Origin of the sequence: Pseudoalteromonas sp. T1lg24, assembly GCF_002964745.1 — a bacterium.
Taxonomy (GTDB): domain Bacteria; phylum Pseudomonadota; class Gammaproteobacteria; order Enterobacterales; family Alteromonadaceae; genus Pseudoalteromonas; species Pseudoalteromonas spongiae.
Window position 1 is genome coordinate 474,507 of record NZ_PQCB01000033.1, and the last position, 21,146, is coordinate 495,652.

At 42.5% G+C, this 21,146-nt stretch carries 19 protein-coding genes; 4 read left to right on the top strand and 15 right to left on the bottom strand.

Features of this window, described 5'->3' with window-relative positions:
- The first annotated feature begins 244 nt into the window (after positions 1-244).
- Complete coding sequence (locus tag C2M30_RS14210; protein WP_105172107.1) at positions 245-1,135, top strand: gluconeogenesis factor YvcK family protein; 891 nt, start codon at positions 245-247, stop codon at positions 1,133-1,135.
- On the opposite strand, the gene C2M30_RS14215 is transcribed toward C2M30_RS14210, so the two are convergent.
- Complete coding sequence (locus C2M30_RS14215) at positions 1,132-1,449, bottom strand: Hpt domain-containing protein (RefSeq protein ID WP_158683453.1); 318 nt, start codon at positions 1,447-1,449, stop codon at positions 1,132-1,134. The two genes, C2M30_RS14210 and C2M30_RS14215, sit on opposite strands and share 4 nt — an antisense overlap.
- Before the next feature lie 25 nt (positions 1,450-1,474).
- Here C2M30_RS14215 and C2M30_RS14220 point away from each other — a divergent pair, with 25 nt between their 5' ends.
- Entirely contained in the window at positions 1,475-2,482 is a 1,008-nt protein-coding gene (locus C2M30_RS14220) for a glycosyltransferase family 4 protein (protein ID WP_105172108.1), read from the top strand.
- Positions 2,483-2,499: 17 nt separating this feature from the next.
- Here C2M30_RS14220 and C2M30_RS14225 read toward each other — a convergent pair whose 3' ends face one another.
- From C2M30_RS14225 to C2M30_RS14290, 14 genes are all read right to left on the bottom strand, one after another.
- The gene (locus tag C2M30_RS14225; RefSeq protein ID WP_105172109.1) at positions 2,500-3,933 is read right to left on the bottom strand and encodes a sigma-54-dependent transcriptional regulator; all 1,434 of its coding nucleotides are present in this window, start codon (positions 3,931-3,933) and stop codon (positions 2,500-2,502) included.
- A gap of 37 nt (positions 3,934-3,970) precedes the next feature.
- Positions 3,971-5,440, bottom strand: coding sequence for a SpoIIE family protein phosphatase (locus C2M30_RS14230; RefSeq protein ID WP_105172110.1), 1,470 nt, complete (start codon positions 5,438-5,440; stop codon positions 3,971-3,973).
- Positions 5,441-5,442: 2 nt separating this feature from the next.
- Complete coding sequence (locus C2M30_RS14235) at positions 5,443-6,153, bottom strand: AAA family ATPase (RefSeq protein WP_105172111.1); 711 nt, start codon at positions 6,151-6,153, stop codon at positions 5,443-5,445.
- On the bottom strand, positions 6,150-8,237 hold the full coding sequence (locus C2M30_RS14240; protein ID WP_105172112.1) for an SLBB domain-containing protein: 2,088 nt from the start codon (positions 8,235-8,237) through the stop codon (positions 6,150-6,152). Before C2M30_RS14240 ends, C2M30_RS14235 begins: the two co-directional genes overlap by 4 nt.
- A 5-nt stretch (positions 8,238-8,242) precedes the next feature.
- A complete protein-coding gene (locus C2M30_RS14245) occupies positions 8,243-9,085 on the bottom strand; it encodes an OmpA family protein (protein WP_105172113.1) in 843 nt (280 codons plus the stop codon).
- A 15-nt stretch (positions 9,086-9,100) separates the two neighbouring features.
- Complete coding sequence (locus tag C2M30_RS14250) at positions 9,101-9,424, bottom strand: STAS domain-containing protein (protein ID WP_105172114.1); 324 nt, start codon at positions 9,422-9,424, stop codon at positions 9,101-9,103.
- Positions 9,425-9,572: 148 nt separating this feature from the next.
- Positions 9,573-11,366, bottom strand: a complete 1,794-nt coding sequence (locus C2M30_RS14255; protein WP_105172115.1) for a sugar transferase — start codon at positions 11,364-11,366, stop codon at positions 9,573-9,575.
- Between the two features lie 10 nt (positions 11,367-11,376).
- Complete coding sequence (locus C2M30_RS14260; protein WP_105172116.1) at positions 11,377-12,453, bottom strand: glycosyltransferase; 1,077 nt, start codon at positions 12,451-12,453, stop codon at positions 11,377-11,379.
- An 11-nt stretch (positions 12,454-12,464) separates the two neighbouring features.
- Positions 12,465-13,931 (bottom strand): GumC family protein, encoded by a 1,467-nt coding sequence (locus tag C2M30_RS14265; protein ID WP_105172117.1) that lies wholly within the window; start codon positions 13,929-13,931, stop codon positions 12,465-12,467.
- A gap of 327 nt (positions 13,932-14,258) precedes the next feature.
- Positions 14,259-15,368: a glycosyltransferase gene (locus tag C2M30_RS14270; RefSeq protein ID WP_105172118.1), complete on the bottom strand. Its 1,110-nt coding sequence runs from the start codon at positions 15,366-15,368 to the stop codon at positions 14,259-14,261.
- A gap of 10 nt (positions 15,369-15,378) precedes the next feature.
- Positions 15,379-16,080, bottom strand: coding sequence for an acyltransferase (locus C2M30_RS14275; RefSeq protein WP_105172119.1), 702 nt, complete (start codon positions 16,078-16,080; stop codon positions 15,379-15,381).
- Positions 16,070-16,816: an O-antigen ligase family protein gene (locus C2M30_RS22160; RefSeq protein ID WP_442792814.1), complete on the bottom strand. Its 747-nt coding sequence runs from the start codon at positions 16,814-16,816 to the stop codon at positions 16,070-16,072. Before C2M30_RS22160 ends, C2M30_RS14275 begins: the two co-directional genes overlap by 11 nt.
- Before the next feature lie 633 nt (positions 16,817-17,449).
- Positions 17,450-18,841, bottom strand: coding sequence for a lipopolysaccharide biosynthesis protein (locus C2M30_RS14285; protein ID WP_105172120.1), 1,392 nt, complete (start codon positions 18,839-18,841; stop codon positions 17,450-17,452).
- Positions 18,831-19,994 carry a glycosyltransferase gene (locus C2M30_RS14290; RefSeq protein WP_105172121.1) on the bottom strand — a complete coding sequence of 388 codons (1,164 nt, stop codon included), beginning with the start codon at positions 19,992-19,994 and terminating at the stop codon, positions 18,831-18,833. The genes C2M30_RS14285 and C2M30_RS14290 overlap by 11 nt, the downstream gene beginning before the upstream one ends.
- Before the next feature lie 198 nt (positions 19,995-20,192).
- Here C2M30_RS14290 and C2M30_RS22065 point away from each other — a divergent pair, with 198 nt between their 5' ends.
- On the top strand, positions 20,193-20,504 hold the full coding sequence (locus C2M30_RS22065) for a glycosyltransferase family 2 protein (RefSeq protein WP_325050767.1): 312 nt from the start codon (positions 20,193-20,195) through the stop codon (positions 20,502-20,504).
- Positions 20,505-20,509: 5 nt separating this feature from the next.
- Complete coding sequence (locus tag C2M30_RS14295) at positions 20,510-21,139, top strand: hypothetical protein (protein WP_325050768.1); 630 nt, start codon at positions 20,510-20,512, stop codon at positions 21,137-21,139.
- The last annotated feature ends 7 nt before the right edge of the window (positions 21,140-21,146 follow it).

Sequence of the window (21,146 nt, forward strand, 5' to 3'; positions counted from 1 at the left end):
TTTCTACTGTGTTATCGGCTGACTCGCATAGAATAACTATACCACGCAGCCTCTGACTTGTATAAAACCCAATCAAACTGCTGTAAAAACGAACTTGAAAGGTCAACAGACCCTCGTGTTATTCAGTTTAGCGAAAGTACCTGCAAGCTGCATTGCAAAATGCAAATAAAGTCATATTTTCACCCATTTTTGGCTGGTACATAACTTGTATCACTTTCTGTAGAGAATTTGGTGAGGGCGTATTATGAAAATTGTATGTATAGGTGGTGGTCACGGTCTTTCACAGGTGCTCGATGCGCTAAAAAATATGCCATGTGAACTCACAGCAATTGTAACTACAACAGACAACGGCGGAAGCACAGGCCGACTGCGCCAAGACCCAAGCCAAATTGCCTTTGGTGATATTCGTCGCTGCGCTGAAACACTTGGCAACCCTGAAAATATGCTCACTATTTTGAGCGAACAACGTTTTGAACAAAACAACGACTTAAATGGTCACAGTTTTGGCAATATATTATTAAGCGCGCTAAGCCAAGTCACGCATAACACCAGCGACGCCATCAAGATTTTTTGTGCCATGCTGGGGGTAAAACACACCATTTTACCCATGGCTAACGGCCCAGTAGATTTAGTGGCAACAAGTGAAAGTGGCGAGCGTGTTTTTGGCGAGTGCCACGTCGATGCGCTTTCAACCTTTCCTAAGCACTTAAGTTTGTCTAAAGCGGTGGTTGCCAATCAACAAGCGGTAGAGGCAATTCTTCACGCAGATTTAATTTTACTCGGCCCTGGTAGCTTATTAACAAGTGTTATGCCTCCGCTTTTACTGAGCGATATTCGTGACGCGTTATGTCGCACTTCGGGCTGCCGTATTTTTATTGAAAATTTGGTACCTGAACACAGCGCTGTTGACTCAATTCCGGCAAATGAACAAGTAACGAAAGCCGTGGAAATTCTTGGTTATAAGTTTTTTGATGTGTGCTTAACCCCAGACGCATTTGAAGCGATGGACTTAAGAGCAATTGAAAAAGAACAGCACAGTAGCACACACAATAAGTCGCAGTTAAAGCACATTATTGAGCAATTACTGCCGTATCAAGATGACACACAGCCGAACTACAGTATTAAAGTGCATTAGGAAATAGGTATTGCAGCCATAGTGGCACTGTGTATTTCAGGTAGTAATGCACGCTCCGCAAAAAAGGCAGTGTCGTTATTTTTGGCATGGGCCTCAAGGGTTTCTGCAAGGGCACCAAGTTGGTCTGCACCGTATGAACGGGCACAGCTTTTTAAACTGTGGCTAAAACGCACAGCGTCGTTATCGAGGGTAGTAACGGCCATAATCTGTTCGGTGAGTTTGGTTGCTTCACTTTTAAATACTGCGAAAAGTTGGCCTAAAACATCTTTACCAACGTCGACTTCAAGTTGTTTTACAGTTGTTTGATTAAACATAGCATTCCTTATTGGGGAGGTATTTATGCGAAATCTTGTGCTCTTCTTAGATTCTAGCCTATTTGGCGGCATTGAATCGCATATTGTTGAATTAGTGAAACTAATGCAGCGTAACAACGTACCTGTGTCAGTACTGTTTTACCAAGACCATCACAATATGCAACTCTATAAATTACTTGAAGCCTTAAATTGCACTTACCAATGTTTAGATGGCAAACCACTTAGCTTGCATCAATATTTAAAACAGCACAGCAACACAGTGTTGCATACCCATGGTTACAAAGCGGGCATTATTGGTAGACTTACTTGCAAAGTAACCGGAAACTTATGTATTTCAACATATCATGCCGGTGAAAAAGGCGCAGGCCGAGTAAGGTTATACAATTGGCTTGATCATCTCACCAGTGGCTTTTCGCAAAATCTAGTTGTTGCCCAACATCTTAAAAACACGGTTAAAAACAGTGAATTTATTGCTAATTTTATCGTGCCAAATAACCCTAAACTTAAACCGTCCAATAGCGTATTGAATATTGCCTTTGTTGGACGACTATCATATGAAAAAGGGCCTGACCGTTTTGTCGCGCTGGCGCAGCATTTCACTCAGCAACCGCGTTTACAATTTCATGTCTATGGTGACGGCGATATGGCGTCTGAGCTTAAACGTAATGCACCAAAGAACATACAGTTTCACGGTCATCAAAGTGATAAGTCACTTTGGCAATCAATTGATGTATTGGTTATTTGTTCACGTGAAGAAGGGTTGCCAATGGTGCTGTTAGAGGCCATGGACAATAAAATAGTGTGTATTGCTAACCGAGTAGGGGCCATCGACAGCGTAATTGCACATAATCAAACCGGGCTGTTAACCGATGATCAAACCCAAGTCGCACTGGTTAATCGCTTAAAAACATTATTGTTTATGTCGCAGCAAGAACGTAATTACTTGATTAAAAATGCTACCAGCAAATTGCACCGTTTTTACTCAGGTCGCGAGCAATTTACTCAACTCAGTAAACTGTATTTCAAACCGTAAAGGTCAACATGCTCTCATTAACTAGTAACACCTTGCTCTTCCATTTGCTCCCAAGTTTTCATTTTTCGGTAGATGGTGGAAGGGCTAATATCTAAAAGCGCTGCGGCTTTTGGCACATTATCGTTGCACGAAGCTATCGCTTTTTCGATATAACGCTTTTCAACTATCCACAAAGGTTCAATATCGGAGCTGCGTAAAAGGTTAGTGGTTTCGATACTCGCGGCAGTTGATTGCGGCGTCATATTTGCCATTGGCTGCGCAGCAACCACTGGCTCTGTTGACATACTACTTTGTGGAAATGGCGGAAACATCCGCTTTTCTATCCATGGCTGGCTATTCAATACCACGGTGTTGCGGATCATATTTTCAAGCTGACGTACATTGCCAGGCCAACTATAGGCCATTAAATGTTGTTTAGCGTCATCACTTAGCCCTTCGAACGTTTGGCCTTCTTCTTTAGCAATACGTGAAAACAACGCCTCGGCTATTTGAATCACATCAGTACCGCGCTGACGCAGTGGCGGCAACTGAACAGGGATCACATAAAGTCGATAATACAAGTCTTCGCGAAAACGCCCTGCTTGCACTTCAAGCCATGGGTCGCGATTGGTTGCGCAGACAAATCGTACATCAACCTGTTGTTGTTGCTCACTGCCGACCTTTTGAAAGCAGCCAGTTTGAATAAAACGCAGCAATTTACTTTGTAAATTGAGATCCATTTCACACAATTCATCAAGAAACAGGGTGCCACCGTCGGCCATGCCTGCGGCACCTTCACGAGAGTTTGTTGCACCGGTAAACGCGCCTTTTACATGACCAAAAATTTCACTTTCAATCAAATCTTTTGGAATCGCCGCACAGTTTATCGCGATAAATGGTTTTTTACTGCGTTCACTGCATTGGTGTACCGCGCGAGCGCACAGCTCTTTACCGGTGCCACTTTCACCTGTAATAAATACCGTCGCTTTACTGTTAGCGGCATTGCTGATGATTTGATAAACCGATTGCATTGGCGCTGAGCTGCCAATCAATTCGCAAAATCGACCGTTTTCAAACCGTGATTGGTATTTTTCAACGGTTTCACTTAGCGAATTAAGCTTTAATGCGTTATTAACTGTGATACGAAAACGCTCAGCATCAACGGGCTTTTCAATAAAATCGGCGGCACCATAGCGAATAGCATCAACTGCTATTTCTTTACTGGCATGGGCGGTTAGCACCACGACTTTTGGTCTATCGTTAACGGGAAGTTGCGCTAAAATGTCCATACCGCTCATATCGGGCAGCATCACATCTAGCATGATCAGATCAGGTTTATTGCTTGCTAAATAATCTAAGGCCTCTTGTCCTGTGTACGCTACATCGCTGTGCATGCCAGTGGGAATAAGGTATGACTGGTACAACAGCGCTAACGATTCCGTATCTTCGACAATTAAGATCTTATTTGGCATAGGCAAACTCCTGATCACATTTAAGTATTTCCTTATTCTAATTAAGTACTAGTAGAGACGAATCGTCAATTTCTTTTGATAATCTTGGCAAACATTTATACCAAAGTTGACTTAAATCAGTGCCTATTGCGCTTATATTGGCAGTGTTAATCGCCTCAACTAGCTGCTGTAGCTCAAAGCAATTTTCATGATTTTCAAACAAACCATCGGTCGCCATTACCAGTGAATGGCCGTGCTCGAGCTGATAACATTCGCTGTGATATTCATAGTCTCGGTCGAGCCCAAGTAAGGGCTGGCTGTTACCGATGTTTGTTACTATTTGCTGCTGTGATAATACAATCGGTAGCGGATGCCCTGCGTTAATCAGTGAAATATGCCGCTCGTTAATTTCCAATGCGATAAACGTGACAAGACTCTGCTGCATAAAATCTTGGTTAGGTAAGCTCTTTGCCAATCCGTTAACAAAATCAGCAAGTGAATCCAATGGGCAGTTAAATAAACCCAGTACGTACCCTTTTAGTTGCAGCGCAACGCGGTTTGCACTTTCGCCATGACCCATAACATCGCCAAAGAACACATAGCTGCGATCTTGTTTGTTTACCGATACTAAAACATCACCGCCACTACCCGCAGCAACATTGCCAAATGAAATTGCCGATAGCGCTCCGAGCTCAAATTTATCTTTGTGGGCTGCCAACTCGCCTTTTGAAATATTAACCGAACGCGAGACACAACGGCTTTTAACTCGCTCACAAACAATTTCTAATTGCTCTTTTTTTACAGGCTTAACTAAATAGTCATCAACACCACATAAATGGGCCTTTAGCATGGTCTCTCGACTACCATCGCCCGAAATCACCACAATACCAATATTGTTTAGGTGACTTAGCTGTTTAATATTAGAGATAAATTCATCGGCCAACATGGCGTTTAAGTTCATATCAATTAATAGCAAATCAACGTTATGCGCCATCAAATATTGATACGCTTGATGCTCGTCCGTAAAAGCGTGACAGTCATAATCACGCTCTAAATAGGCGTTTACTAGCTGTAAGCTGGCGTGTTCATCATCAATAATCACGACACGGTTTTTCACTTTTTTAAGCGGTAAGGCAAAGCTAAAATGATTTTTACCGTGTTTTTCAAAATAACGAAAATCAGGAAAATAATGTTCGATTAACGCAAGCCCCATTCCCCCCTCGCGCAGTTCGCCATCTGCGAGGTCGGTATGTTGGCCTTTTGAATTAGCTGGGTGAAAATAACTAGTTGGATCGATTAACTCAATTTTAATGCTGTTGAGTGTGCGCCCTATGACTAAGGTAACCGCTTCGTCTTCCCCTTCACTGTGACGAATAAGATTAGTTAAATATTCGGTGACAACAAGGCCGGTGTTATCAATATCGTCGTTTTCAACATCCATAGTTGCAAGCAAGGTAAGTAAAATTTCACGCACTGAATGTAAGGTCGACCAAATTAAGTTAAAGCGCCTGTAAAACAATACATTCATTATTACACCCCTTGAAACAGCCACTGCTGACGATTAACGATATTGATCAAACGATGTTTCACTTTAGGTAATCGTCTAAAGCGACGATTAATGCTATCAATCAAACGCTCCCCAAGTGGTGGCATATACATTTGACTCACCACTATTTCAAAGCGCCTGCAGTGGGCTGATTTTAATTCACTAATTACCGCATCGAGTGTCTCTTGTGTTGTTTTACCAAGGGCAATATCTAACAGCAATAAATCGGTTACCGACATTAACAAGTGAAGCGGAAAATTCGCGTGATTGCGTTTACAAATTGGCGACATATCAAACAAAATATAGTCGAACTCTTGTTTCAGCATCAGAATCGCCATATCAAACACGTCTTTTTCGCGTACTAGCGCTAAGTCTTGTAATTGCGTGATGCTTAAAAAATAAAAGTCATCTATCGATTGCGCATTTAGCTGACAGCTAATATCACCAAATGACCATTTGGCTAATGCATTTGGCATACTAACAAGATCTTTCCCTGTTAGTGGGTTACAGGTATTCAGATCAATCACCAAAACCCGTTCGTTACGCCCGCTTAAACGTTTCGCCACACTGATTGCCAAAGACGTGGCACCTGAGTGACCATTAGGTGATGCAAATGCAATACAACGCGCTTTTTCACTATTAATGGACTCAAAAATAAGCTCAAGTTCTTGATACTGTTTTGGAATAATTCTCATAAGCTCACCGCCAATGCAATTACTGTTAAAATGTCGACTAATGAGTTTTTAGCACGCTGAGTAAAATCTTGACCTTGATCTGGAATATAGACCGTATCACCTGCACGCAGCAGCGGAATATTCGCTGAATTAGGCTGTTTGATAAACTTCTCTAAATCGAAGCGGCGCGATTGCTCTTTGCAACAGCCATGGTTAATCACCACAATTTTACTGATTAAGGCATCGGAAGTCGGTCCGCCTGCCTCGGCTAATACGTCAAGCAGTGACATTGAATCATCAAAGCTATAACGACCAGGCTGTTTAATCGCGCCCATAATGCGTACTACTTGGTCTTTTGGTTGGCGTAACCAGTCTTTGCTTTTTTCCGGTACGAAAATCGTATCGCCCGGTAATACGCGAGGGAACAAGGTTTCGTCGCCAGTTTCAAAGTATAGTGCTAAGTTAAGTTTACTAACGCGCGATTGCGTGCCGTTGCGATGCGTCACACGAATATTACGTAAGTCGGCATCATCCGTAGGGCCATCTGCCGCTGAGATAATATCAAGGAAATGTAAAGACTTATCAAATGCATAGCGACCCGGCGCGCCAACCTGTCCTAACACATAAATAGAACTTTTCGCATCTTGACGCACCCACTGCGACTTATTATCTTTCGGGTCGTGTGGTAACTCTTCAACAATAATGGTATCGCCAGCAATAATGGTTGGTAGTGGGTAGCTGTCACCGTCGCTATTTGCATATTCATCTAAACTAAAGCGCTGTAACAGCTGGCCTTGGCGAATGATTTTAATATCGTTTACATTAGCACCTTTTGTTGGCCCCCCTGCATGGGCAAATAAATCGGTAAAGTCCATTTCGTCACTCCATTCGTAGCGACCAGGGTGATGAATTGCGCCCATAATTTTCACTGCGCGGGTCGGCGCTACTTTTAGCCAACTTTTTTCATTTAAGTCGGTTTTCTCGGGCACAAAGATCACGTCACCAGGTGCAATATCAGGGATCGACACAATTTGATAACCTTCGCTATAAGCTTGTAAGTCGAACAGAATATTATTACCGGCTGGGGTTAATATTTTGATTTGGCGGGTTTCCGCAAACCGCGTTGGACCACCAGCATTGGCGAGAATATCTAAAAAGCCAATTTGATTACTTGCCTCATAAGCACCCGGCTTTTGCACTTCACCCATAATGTAGACGGTGCGCGCTGTGGTGTTAACATCATCTACCATAATCGGCACAAAAATCGTGGTGCCCGCGCCAATTTTTGGCAGCAAGCTAGTATCGCCTGAATCCAAGTACTGCTTCAAATCAAAGATAGTTGGCGTGTTGTTTTGAATAACGCGAATTTTAGTTACATCGGCGTAACGCGTTACGCCTTCAGCACGCATTAACGCATCAATAATATTCATATCTGGTTTATACGAAAAACTACCAGGGCTGTGCAGTTCTCCAAATAATGTTACTGCTTGACCTTGGCCGTCGGCATCACCTGCGCTTGAAAGTGTTTGCGCATCAAAGTCTATTTGCACATTACCTAAAAGCGGTGACACAGGTACAAACACGGTATCGCCTGAGCGTAATTTAGGTAATAACGCGACATCACCGCTATCAAGATACGCTTTGTAATCGAACGTGGTGGTGGTGTCATCACGGCGAATTTGCAGTTTATTGAGCTGGGCACCTGGCTTAATGCCATCGGCTTTCGCAATCACCATTTGAATGTTGCCATTAGCAGGAATACTTACTTGCGACGGGTTATTTACATAGCCAAGCACGGTAACCAGTAAATCACGTGAACGCACTTCTAAATAAAACTTACCAAGCGCTTTGTAAACGCCAGCAAGCTTGAGTTTAACTTCTGATTCAGCGCGTTTAGGCGTTTTACCTGCAAGTTTTACTTTGCCAATTTCAGGTAGTTCAACAAAGCCTTTATCGTCAACTTCAAAGGTGCTTTCAAATTCAACTTCACCCGGTACATTAAAATAGATTTTATTACCTACTTCGATTACCGCTTCGTCGTCGTTAGCAGCAAGCGAAAAGCTTAAAAACCAACACAGTAGCATTAAATAAATAGTGAATTTCATGACGATCACTCCTTATCTTCCAAAGCGCTTGTCCATTCGGTCAAAGGCTTTACCTTAGTGAGTTCTGCGGCTTTTGCCGAGGTTGCAAGAATATAGGCATTTACACGACGATCTGAGTGCTGCTTTTGCACTGATTCACCTTCGTTACTAAATGGCACTTGTGCACCTTGCGCTAACGTATTGACCTGTTCGGGGTTAACACCATAAAGGGTTAACCAGCTTTTTACGCTTTCAGCACGTTTGTATGCCAATTCAAAATTACTTACTTTGCTGCCTTTAATATCGGTGTGACCCACCAATAACACTTGTGTCGCAGGTAACATTTTCAATAATTCAGCACTTTGCGCTAATCGCACACGGTATTTTGGGGTCACTTCAAAACTATCAAAAGCAAACTGATTATCGCTATTAAGCAAATCTTCCAATTTCGTTAATAGTTTTTGGTCATCATTTTTGCTTTCAGCAATACAGTGCGTATTACTGATCACACGCTCAAAGTGATTCTCTAGCTGTTGTAACTGATGATAAAAGGTACGCATATCTAATTGCGCTTGCGAATACATATCCGCAGCTATTGTGCGGTTAATTCGCGTCAACATTAACTCGGCTTGATACAGCTGCCCAGGCATACAGTGCTTGATACCACGACTTTTTAGCCAGTCGAGCTTTAAAGAAAGGTGCTCGAATTCATTCATCACTTGAAATGGCAACGCACTTTCTAAGCCATCGATATTTTGTGGTGCATCAGGATGGTAAAGTTCTGCCCAGCCACCTCGACCTTCTTCAGGCCATGTAGTACATCCAGAACAAATACCAACAACACAGGCAATAGGCAGTAACTTATCCATAATGGCATTCCTTATTTAAGCAGCAGCTGAGCTAATAAATGGAATGGTGGCGTCAACACGTAGCAGCTTCATTAGCTTTTCCGGTTGACCTGACACATCAAGCAGCAACATTGAAATGCCACGCTGTTCAATGCGTTTGAACAAAAACACCATAGCACCAATACCTGACGAATCGATAAATTCGGTATTGCCAAAATCAAGCACCACCGAATCATGCTGTGTCGCAGCAAAACACTCAAAATGCTCGCGATATTTATCTACATTTAAGCCCGAAAAATCATGCGGAAGCTCAACCGTTAAGGTGTTGTTTTGCTCTTTAGTGGGAAGTAAGTTGTTCATAATCATATCCTCTTTTGAGACTATGACTAATAACAACCAAATAGAATGCCAAAATTTATTTACTTAAATTTCAGTAGGTTAAAATTTAAAAAATGTTTTAAATAGCAAAATGCAACAAGCTAGACGCAGCTCGTTGCATTTTGCAATGCTATTGTCCTTTACCAAGTACCACTACCTTAATGGTTTTAAATAAGATGTCGCATTCCATTTTAAGCCAGGTTGAAAACCGCGACATTGATAAAACGTACGAATAATCCCACGCAATTTTGTTGCGTACATCTTCTACACTTTCATCATAGCCATTCATTACTTGAGCAAGCCCCGAAATACCAGGTTTAATGCCATAGGTACGCTGAATAAAATACGGAATTTCACGTTCTAATTTAGTGTAAAAACTCGGGCGTTCTGGACGCGGGCCAATCAGCGACATATCACCTTTGAGTACATTCCAAAATTGTGGTAATTCATCGATGCGGGTTTTTCTTAAAAAGCGGCCAACACGCGTAATACGAGGGTCGTTACCCTGAGCCCACACGGCGCCGGTTGCTTTTTCGGCGTCAAAACGCATGCTGCGTAGCTTGTAAACATAGATTAAATCGGTTCTATCTTCGTTAATACGCCCGACACGTAATTGCTTGTAAATTACGCCTCCTTTTGAATCGAGTTTAATCGCAATACCAGCAAGCAATATAATTGGCGAGAATAAGGTTAAACCAATCACTGCTCCGAGAATATCAATACTGCGTTTGCAAAACGCAATCATTGAAACTCCCGGTTTAGATGACGACACTCTGCGCCAAGCTGTTTTGTATCGAGAAAGTGACACAATGCCAATCAAGCCCGCTAAGTAACTGGTTATTACATAGTTAACGGAATCAATTAAAGGTAAGGCTGTACGCCATTTAAACATCGCTTTTATCACTCCAATTAGGTTGATAAACAGCATGCTACCAAGCAGCAATTGCGCCGCGATATCACCTAACACAGCTAACATAGTTAATGCGGCAAGTGCGCCAAACAGCATTACGGGCATGACTCCACGCAGTACTTTATTAGAAAAAAAGCTGAACGTTTGCGCCAAACTAAACTGGTTTACACGCTTGAATATGGTGTTTAATTGCTGCCAATTTCCCGCGCCAATGCGAATACGACGGCTGAAATCTTGTGTTTGATTGTCTTGTTCGCATTCGATTATGGCGATCTGATCGTTAAAACTGGCGCATTGCTCTTTACCAAGCGCTGACACCAACTGCACAAAGTCATCGTTAATGGTTTTTGATAAAAGTGGTGTAACCTTGTGTGCACGCATGGCGAACATGGCTCCAGCAAACCCATTCACTGCACCAAGTTGCCCTTCAAGTCGACGTACGGCGTTTTGATATTGCCAGTACTTATCTAAACAGCCATGCGCTGAACTCTTTGGTAAATAGTTACCTGAAACCGCAACAACGTCTTTATTAACCATTGATTTAGCCACTTGCTCGAGGCAGTTAACACTCATCAATGCGCTTACATCAGTGAAAACAATAATGTCGTACTCATCGCGATAACGTTTTATTAGGGTATTGAGCGCATTCACTTTACCCGCGTTCACGGCAATTTCATCGTATGTACAATAAATAAATTGCTCGTGTAAATGCGCGCTAACACGTTTTACAACATCAGCGGTTGCATCAGTGCAGCCATCACCAACAATATGAATGCCCATTTTATCATTTGGATAAAGCTGCGAAGCCAAATTATGCAGTTTTTCTTCGATGTAATCGGCCTCATTGTAGGCCGCGATAAAAACCCCAATCGACGGCGTTTCTCGATGGCTAAGCGGCGTTTCATCAATCACCTGTTGCGGCGCTTTTGCCGCCAACATCGCCAGCAACTTTGGATAAATAAAATGATGGTAAATAAATAAAACAGCAACAAATATTATGATAAACCAAAGCATAACGAACTCCTTATACCATCGCGTGTTGATAGATTTTGTTGTAACGATTTGCCATCACTTTTAGTGTTGCTTGTGATAACGCATATTGACGAATACGAGTGCCATAATTCAGTGAAAGTGCTTTTAATAAATTTGGCGCAAGTAACTGTTCTTGATTTATAGGTAATACAAACCCATGTGGTGTATTCACAACCTCGCTAATCCCCCCCACATCACTAGCAACCACGGGGCGATTACAAGCCATCGCTTCTAAAATCGATAGTGGCAACCCTTCTCGCTCTGAATACAAGCAAAACACATCAATGGCCGAGTAAAAGCTTGGCATATCTGATACACACCCAAGCCAGTAAACCCTGTCTGCAACACCAAGTTGTTCCGCATACGCTTTCATTTTCTCAAGTTGACTGCCGCAACCCGCAAACACCATATGTACCTTATAAGGTAGTGTTGTGAGCGTTCGAAGCATGGACTTATGGCCCTTTCCCTCTTCAACACGGGCGGCACAGCCAATTAGCGTGTAATTATGTGGTAGCCCTAATTTTTTGCGAGCGCTGTAACGTGAGACTGGCGTAAAATAGTCTGTATCAATACCATTGTGCACCACATGAGCTGGTTTAATTTTGGCCTGTTTTTGAGCAAGCTCTGCGACCGCTTTTGCATCTGCCACTATGGTAATTGGGGTGCACTTACCAATCGCTTTCGTGAACATACGGTATTTGAAATCCGTTAAATACCACGCATCATGCAGGGTATGAATATGCTGTACTTTGGGTCTTAGCATTTTGGCTAAACTGGCGTACAACATGGGGCCAATATGGTGGCTGTGAATTACGTTAATATCAAACTTATCAATAAGAGCAACGAGCTTTTTAACTGTTTGCCAACTCACGCCCTGCGCTTTATTTAAACAGTAAAAGTTGTTTAATTCTTCCAGCTGAGGCCATGCTTTAATCGCCCCTTTTTTAGTGCCTTCCATCGCTACTAAAAACATTTTTGAATTTGTTATTTCACTACAGCAAAGGCCAAATGCCATTTTTTCAAGCCCGCCCACCTGTGGGTGCTGAATTAGTTGAATAATGTTATTCATAATGCCTCCAATTAGTCGATTCGATGTACAGTGACATCGTTCATAATGGGTAATTTGGTTAATACGCGTTGCCCTGCAATCGTTTCTATCGTTGCTTCATCGCGTACACGTAAGTCAGTGATCATGGCAACAAATGTGAGTGCCGCTGCGCTAAATAGGCCAAGTACAATGCCCAGAATGATGCTTACCACCAACGATTGATTAATCGGTGATGTTGGGCTGTATGCGCGTTCAATGGTTTTTACTTTATCAGGGCCCTCATAGCGTACTAATTGCCCTGTCACTTTTGACATTTCATAACGCTCAAGCATTTCGGAATACAAGGTTTGCTTCACTTGATAATCCCGTTGCAGTTGGCGCAGTGCTTTATCAATTTCGCTTGAACTTGAAAGGCGTGTTGAGACAACCGATAGCTGTTCGCTTAGCATCTCAATTTCATTCTTTAACTGTGCGACATTATTTTCAGCTTCTTCCAAGGTAATAAGCTGCGCAACCAGTAATGCGCTGTCTTTGGCGTTAGCACCTAACGGTAAACTATTGGCGATTTGCCACAGTGAATCTAAATCAGCCTCTTCAAATGGCTTTGCTTGACTCTCTATTTCTTGCTTGCGAATTTGTAAGGTTTCGAGTTCGCGTAATTTTGCCTGAACCTTGCTGTGCTGGTCTGTATAACGGGTGCGTAATAGCGCAATATCCGCCTCAATACGCATAATGCTATCAACTAAGCGGCCTTTCACAGGATTCGCTTTGGCAAGTTGTTTTTTGAGCGTAGCTAGGCGTGCTTTTGCGCCGCTTAGGTCGACTAATTTTTGCTGTTTTTCTTGCTCTAAACGCGCCAGGGTATCTTGGTTCACATTTAATAATTCAGGCAGCGCTTCACGGTTATCACGCTTAAACTTTGCTAATTTATCTTCAGCAAGTTCAAGTTGCAGGCGCAACTCTTCAAGTTGGTTTTTCAAAAATGTTTCTGACGTATCAAGGGATGCTTTGGTTGGCGCTAACAAACGCTCAATAAATTTCTCAACCAGTGCTTCAAGCACTGGTTTCATTTGTTCGCGTTTGTTCCATTTAAAGTGAATACGCACTAACTCATCGCCCACCAGTGAAATTGAAATGGCACTGGCTAATTTTTGCTGCATTTTTTCAACTTCAAGTTGATTGGTTAAGTCATCCACTAAACCAACCTCTTTTACTACTTCAGTTAAATTTTTACGACTTAGTACCAAAGTGCGTAGCGCATCCATACGGGCCGATAATTCAAATGAGAACTCAAGCTCATCTAAGAAAGGATTTAACAACGCAGACTCTTCAATCAAAATAGTCGCGTGATTGGTATATTGCTTTTCACTGCTAATTGAAATTGCAATCACAGCAATCGGCACAATGATCATCGGTAACGCAATAAGCTGCCAGCGCTCATACATGGTGTATAAGGCTAGGTAGATAAGCTTTTTAATTTGCGCAATCGTAAAAACCATTTCTAATCCTAATTCGCAAATTGCAACGCAATTTAGCGATTTGCTATATCAAAATGTGAAAAACACCGTTTTTTCACCCCTTTGATATAACTATCGCAAGTTCAGCGCCAACTATTGGGAGCATGAATTAAATAAACGACTTTTTAACCGCGCTGAAAAAATCGCGAAAGATGATGCTGTTCAAGAAATTGTTGCGTACCGAACTTTTAACGCAACTTTTTAAAAACGGATTGTAAAATCAAAAATATAAACTGATTGCTAAGAAATGTGATGGTGTAATTCGATAGCCAACCATGGCAGAAAAAACATAAGCACTTTAAACAGTGCTTATGTTAGTTGTTCCAGCACAAATGCTGCTTTTTGTTGCCAGCTATGTCTTGCGACGTGCTGCTGTGACGGTGTGCGCCAATCAAGAAATGGGTTTTTAGATATCACCATCGCGTGATCAACACGGGCAATAAAGCCGGCGTGATCTTTCGCAATGAGCACCATGTCTTTATAGCGTTCCACTGCGGGAAAATGGGTTGACACAATCGGTTTACCAGCGGCTAAATATTCTTTTAATTTTAGGGGGTTACACGCTTTTATTTGACCATTATCTAAAAACGGTAACAATGATACTTGCCAATGCTGAGAAAAACTCGCTAATTGATGATGAGCAATTTGCGAAATATAAGTTACATTCGGTAAAGCAATGAGCGCGCTAATATCAATATCAGCCTTTCCAATCAGTACCAAATGATAATTTGGCCTCGCTTTGGCAAGCTTTATCAACAAATCGACATCTAGCCACTTTGAGATTGAGCCATAAAAACCAATTACATTACTCAAGTTATGAAGTTGTGAATGTGGCTTTTTGATATCACTAAATAAATCATAATCAACGCCGTGTTCGAGCATTTGCGTTTTATGTTTGGGCATTTTATCGAGCAGCACTTTACTCACCACATAAATATTATGTGCCATGTGAATAAGGCGCTCTTCGCTTGCTTTTACCAAGTCGTAATCAACTCCTGCCAAGCTGGAAAAATCATCGCCACAATAATAAATTAAGCGGTCTTGTGGGCGCAGTTGAATCATATTAATGGCGGTAGGCACACTCACCCAGTAGATAATTGGTTCATGTGACGACAAGTCGAGAGTTTTGGCAACTTGACGCTTATTAAAACGCGTCGCCCACTTGTTATCATGCCAGGGCAAAATTAGGGGGTTACGCGCTTCAACGGGTAGTTTGTCGCTCGGTGCTTTAACGTTTCCAGCCATCATCAATTTAACCTTACCTAACACACGCTTAATATCGGTAAAATTAATTTTAGGTTTGCGCATACCTACGGAGTTAAACCAAGTTACATCGTATCGCTCGGCAATCACTTTAAAAATATGCTGGGTACTACTTGGATGACGCCCCCAGTCTTCTGCAAATACGACAAATTTCATAACTTGCTCCTTAATCTACACGCTTAATCACTTTGGCCGGATTGCCTGCAACAAGTGTAAAGTCGGCCACATCTTTGGTGACGACCGCATTTGCAGCAACTATCGCCCCTTTGCCAACAGTAACGCCTGCCAAAACCGTTGCACCAGTGCCTATCCAAGCACCTTGTTTTATAATGATATCGCCCGCTTGCTCTGGTAAATCGGGTTTACCTTTGGCGCGCTCGGCGTAATTTAACGGGTGACCAGGAAAGCCTGCTAAAAATACTTTTCCAGCTAAACGCACATCATCTTGTAACTCAATTTTTGTGCCTACGGAAAAGGCGTTTTGCCAACCCACATCCACATTATTGCCAATAATTAACTTTGCTATGCGACCCGAGTGATAACGGCCACAAAAGGTTGCAATGCCCGACATTCTGACATCGTCACCTAAGCTAATTGCAAGTGCACCAATAACTTGTGGCATACCGCACTGTAAGGTTAAGCGCTTTTTACTGCCGCTTACTTGGCTTTTAAACATGGGCGTAAAATAAAGAAACTGCAGTGTATTGTGCCAAATCGTTTTACTGCTTCGATGAAGTGCAAACAGTATTTTGTAAAATACTGGCACAACCGGCATTTCAATATGCTTAATTGCATAAAAGCTACCGCGACAAAATTTACCAAAGCCTGAATCACTGCTTTTCACCCAATTTTTAACATCAGCTATCATGACGATTCTCCTGCGTATCTTTACTTAACGTTTGCAGCATTTGTTCCAAAGCAATACTGAGCGATAAAATAATGTAGATAGGCCAGGTAAATGCCTGAGTTAAAAAAGTGCCAGACACCACAAAGCCAATTAATCCCGCCTTTAGCGCTTGTACGTTAACAAGCAAATTAGCTTGATGACAAAACTTCACTTTGGAGCCACTGCGCTTCAATGTGCGATAAATCGTTGCGATTAGCGTTGCAAAAAGCGAAATTCCGACAAATCCGGTTTCACCAAGCACTTGGAACCAAGTACTGTGCACCGCGTGATTTTTGCCATCCCAGTGCGGACTGTAAAAGAAGTAGTTAACGTAAAAGTTGTTTACCCCTACGCCGGTGAATGGGTTTGATAGCGCCATGTTAATTGCCGCCTGCCACGCATAAATCCGTCCCATGGCTGATTCATCAATACCGCTTTCTGCGGCCCCACCACTTTGTCTGTCGCTGATCCCCGCAGCGACCAAGAGCACCGCTAAACCAAACCCTAAAATAGACACTAATACCACGGGGTTTTTGATGGTACGCGCCAAAAAGTATGCAACAATCGCCATTACGCCTAATAACCCGCCTCGGCTTTGTGTTGCAATAATGCCGTACACCACCAAGCACAGTGCAATAAACGCAAATACACGGTAAATCGTTTTGCTTTCTTTATTAAAAAGCTCGGCACACAAAAACGAAACCGGAAACAAGAGCACCAAGGAAAGATCGTTTGGGTCGCCAATTTGCGATTGTAAATGACGCGAAATCGTAACCCGTGACCTTCTACTAAGCCAATACCATTAAGCTTGTTAGAGACGGCAACACTAGCAATTAACGCCCCACTCACCATAATACCAAGCCGGGCAATGCCGAACGCTTTTGGCGTATTGATCCACCAGCTAATAACAAACACCATAATCAATACTTTGGTTAGGGTTGAACTCCAATACTCAATGGCCATACCACGATTTGTCGCCATCATTACGCATAAGGTTAACCAAGCAAAAAAGAACATAAACGCACTGTGCGCTGGGTGCCAAAACGGTGTGAGCTTTTTACTTAAAAACAAATGCCACGCAATGCCGAATAGTGACGCCAAAGCCAATAATTTTGGGATCTTGAGCGGCATTAATACGGGGAACGCTTCGTGAATACGAAAATAACTAAATAGAATAAATAAAATGACAAAAATAACGCTAAATCGCACGGTGAAATACAGCGCGAACGGCAGCATCAATAGAGCAAAAGGTGCTGCAGGCCCCGCAACTTTAAACAGCCCGATTATGGTGACACTAATTAAAATACCGAGCAGCGCGAGTTTAATCGGCGATTTTGATAAGTGCTGTTGGCTAAGAGTATCCATACTTGCCTCCCACTTTACTGGGCTTTATCGCGCCACACTTTATTGCATATTTAAATGACAGCAGTAATGCGACGATTAGCAAGATTGCATTAAGCCAAATCGCATTACCTACAATACCGATTTGCACAAGCAATAAACCAAAACCAAGTAACACCGTACCGAGATGATATTTGAGCGGCGCGATACGCTGACTAATTATATAGAACGCTAAAAATCGCACTGTATGCCCAACAAAAAGCCCAGCAAACACGCCGCTAATGCCCTGGCTTCGGGTCAAAAACGCAATAATTAATATTGCTACTGTGGCACATATGCCGTTTATAAGTGGTACGTATTGCGCGTTTTTATCTAGATAACAGCCTAAATTCAGCAACTCCGCATAACTTTTAATAACTAATAAAATGCACAGTAAACCAATGTATTGGCTGCTGTTGTGATAGCTTTGTGGTAACAACCAACTAATAAGGAAAGGGGCAAATATCATCATTGCTAGTGCCAGCATAGTGATGATAAAGCACCCTGTAACAGCCCCACTCGCTGCTAATTCTGTGTTTTCAAAGTAATGTTTAAAACGGATTGGGAACCACCATAAGCGAAATGGCTCAAACGCTAACGACAATGCCAATGAAAATTGCGTTGCAATAAAATAGTATGCCAGCTGCGATGACCCTAAATAACTCGCAATAAACCAATTTTCAGCGCCACCGAGCCCATATAAACAAAGTGCTGACAACGCAATAAAGCCGCCGTAACGAACATGCTCTCTGGTTAATGGCTGCTGTTTTAGCAATAACAGCGAACGATGGTAAATCACTAAAGCTAAGGTAATAATAAAACTGGTGACACAGCCACTTATTAGCACTCCTAAAATACCGTAATCATTTAACAATAAGGTGTAAGTAAGCAGTGCTTGCACGACGCCTTGGGCAAGGGCAACACACATGTAGGGTTTTGATTGCTGCAATACGCGATAGCGCGTTAAGTAGATGGCCTGCAATGTAGTGAGTGCCAAATTAAACATCAAAAGGCAAAAGTACGACTTTTCAATTGGCAGCGGCATTAGAGCCAACCAGATATCCGCGCCAATGATTGCACAGAGCAAAAACACACAACTCACCAAAAACGTAAACTTAATACTACTGGCAATAAATGAGTCGAGCATCTCGTTTGGCAGCTTTACCGCAAAGCGAAAAATCACTTCAGCCATGCCAAAACCCAAGAAAATACTCAACATCGCGCCAATGCTGACGAGAAAGTTAAGCATGCCGTAGCTATCTGGCGCCAAAAAGCGCGTCACTATCGGCAACATCAGTAGGCTGATCCCTTTTAGCCCAGCAATGGCGATACCGTAATGGACAAACGCAGCATTAACTTTCATACGCCACCTGCTCAATTAAGCGCGATAACTTAACACCTTGTTTTATTGCATTAAAATGCCTGTTAACACGGTCTCGAGCAGCATTGCGCATTTTTATACGCTCGTTTTCAGGCAGTTGGCAAAAGGTTAAGATGGCTTGTTTTAACGCATCGCTATCTCTACTTGGTACAGTGTAGCCACAGCTACCATCGACAATTTCAGTACATCCCATAATATTGGTTGTAATTGTAGGTAACCCCATAGCCATGGCTTCTTTGAGTACTACCGGGCCGGTATCTTTATCGCCGTTATCAGCAATACAAAAAGGCGCAATAAACGCATCATATTGCTTTGAAAACGCGATAATTTCGCCTGATGTACGCTGCCCTAAAAAGCGCACCCAATTGTTAAGATGCAATTGATTCACCAAACCAACTAACTCCGCCAGCTTGGGCCCGCTGCCAATAATATCAAGTTGTGGTCGTTTCGAAGGTGGAATATCAGAAAGCGCATTGAGCGCAAACTCAATGCCTTTTTTATCAACCAAGCGGCCAACAAATAGCAGTTTTACCGTGCTGTTGTTCGGGTTGCCATAATGCTGAAACTTGTTAACGTCTACACCGCAATGCAACAAATGCACAGAATGGGTTTTAATGTTTTGCAGCAGGTTGTACATATCTTGGCAAACCGCCACATTAAAATCGCAAAACGCCAGCTTAGCATTGAGGTCGTTCGCGTTTACATATACATCATGTCCATGTCCGACACTCGACACACTAATTCCTGCATACTTGGCAGCAACAATCCCGTACGCCAAACTGCTGTGCATAAAATGGCAATGAATATGTGAGATTTGCTGTTTTTTAATCAGATAGTTAATCTGAAGACCAAAGTAAAGCAGTGATAAATTGCGTATCGCATGCTGACTTGATGCGGCTTTGTACGCATTTGCAACCCCTTGAATACTGGTGCAACATAACCCTTTAAGTGTGGTTGTAATGCGCTCGCGCTTTAGTTCGAATACGTCAAAATCAAAGTCACTCTCATGGTCTAAATGCTCCATCGTGATCACGCTAACTTTGTGACCTGCAGCACGCAACGCCTCGATTTCGGTGACCACAAAGGTTTCGGACGCGACCGGAAACTGTGGGACATAAATAGCAATATGTTTCATAACGCTCTCCTCACATTTATGTAAAGAGCACATCGCAATCTTTATGCCGATAAAAATACCATGTTAACCCCACTAAATTGCCGATTTGCAATCGACCATTCGCATTTTGCAAAGCAATTTTGCTTTTTGCATGCATTTTGACCCTGTTTAGCGCGGCACACACTTTGCGTAAGTACTCCAGACTATGGAGGATTTGTTATGTGTAAAGAAGTGTCGATTATCATGCCTAACTACAACTGTTTAGACTATTTACCAAAAGCCATAGACAGTGTGTTACAGCAGCAAGATGTGCGATTTGAACTGATTGTGGTGGATGACGGTTCCACTGATGGTTCGCTTGAATGGTTAAAAGCAGCTGAACAAAAATACAATCAGTTACGCGTTTTAACCCAGCCTAATCAGGGTGTTATCGCTGCACGTAATCGGGCAATTAAAAAAGCGAATGGTCAATTTATCGCGTTTTTAGACGCAGACGATTACTGGTACCCAACAAGCTGCGCAAGCAAGTAGACTATATGCTAGCGAATCCCAACTGCGGGCTAACTTTCACCAACTATCAGCACGTTGACACCACATACCAAGAAATCATTGATTGTTACTCATATTGGCCTGAATTTGCAGCCCATCGCACTCAAAACAACGGTGATTATCAGCCTTTGCACGATGCCCTTGGATTGCTAATAATTGCCAACGTAATTGGTACATCATGTGTCATGGTTAATAAAGACATTATCGAACGTGCAGGCGGGTTTGACCCGAGTCTTCGTAGCGCCAGTGATTGGGATTGTTGGCTTCGTATCGCGCTGATTAGCGAGGTTGGATTTAGTGAAGACATCACGATGGATTACCTAATGCGACCCAACTCAATCACCGCCAATAAGCAAAATCGCATTGATGCAATGGCCGAAATCACCGAACGCATCTGTACCTTAGGAAATGTCAGCCAAACCGTTCGCCGTAAAGCCAATGCCCGCTTACTGGAGTCTTACGGTGAAATGCATCGAGAAAATGGCAATTTAACCACTGCGATTTCATTTTCGTATAAGGCGTTTAAACAGTATCCACATAAACGCCATTTAAAACATCTGTGTTCTGATCTAAAACGGTTGGCGATTTTACGCGTGAATGCATTGTGCCAAGTATAAAAAAGTG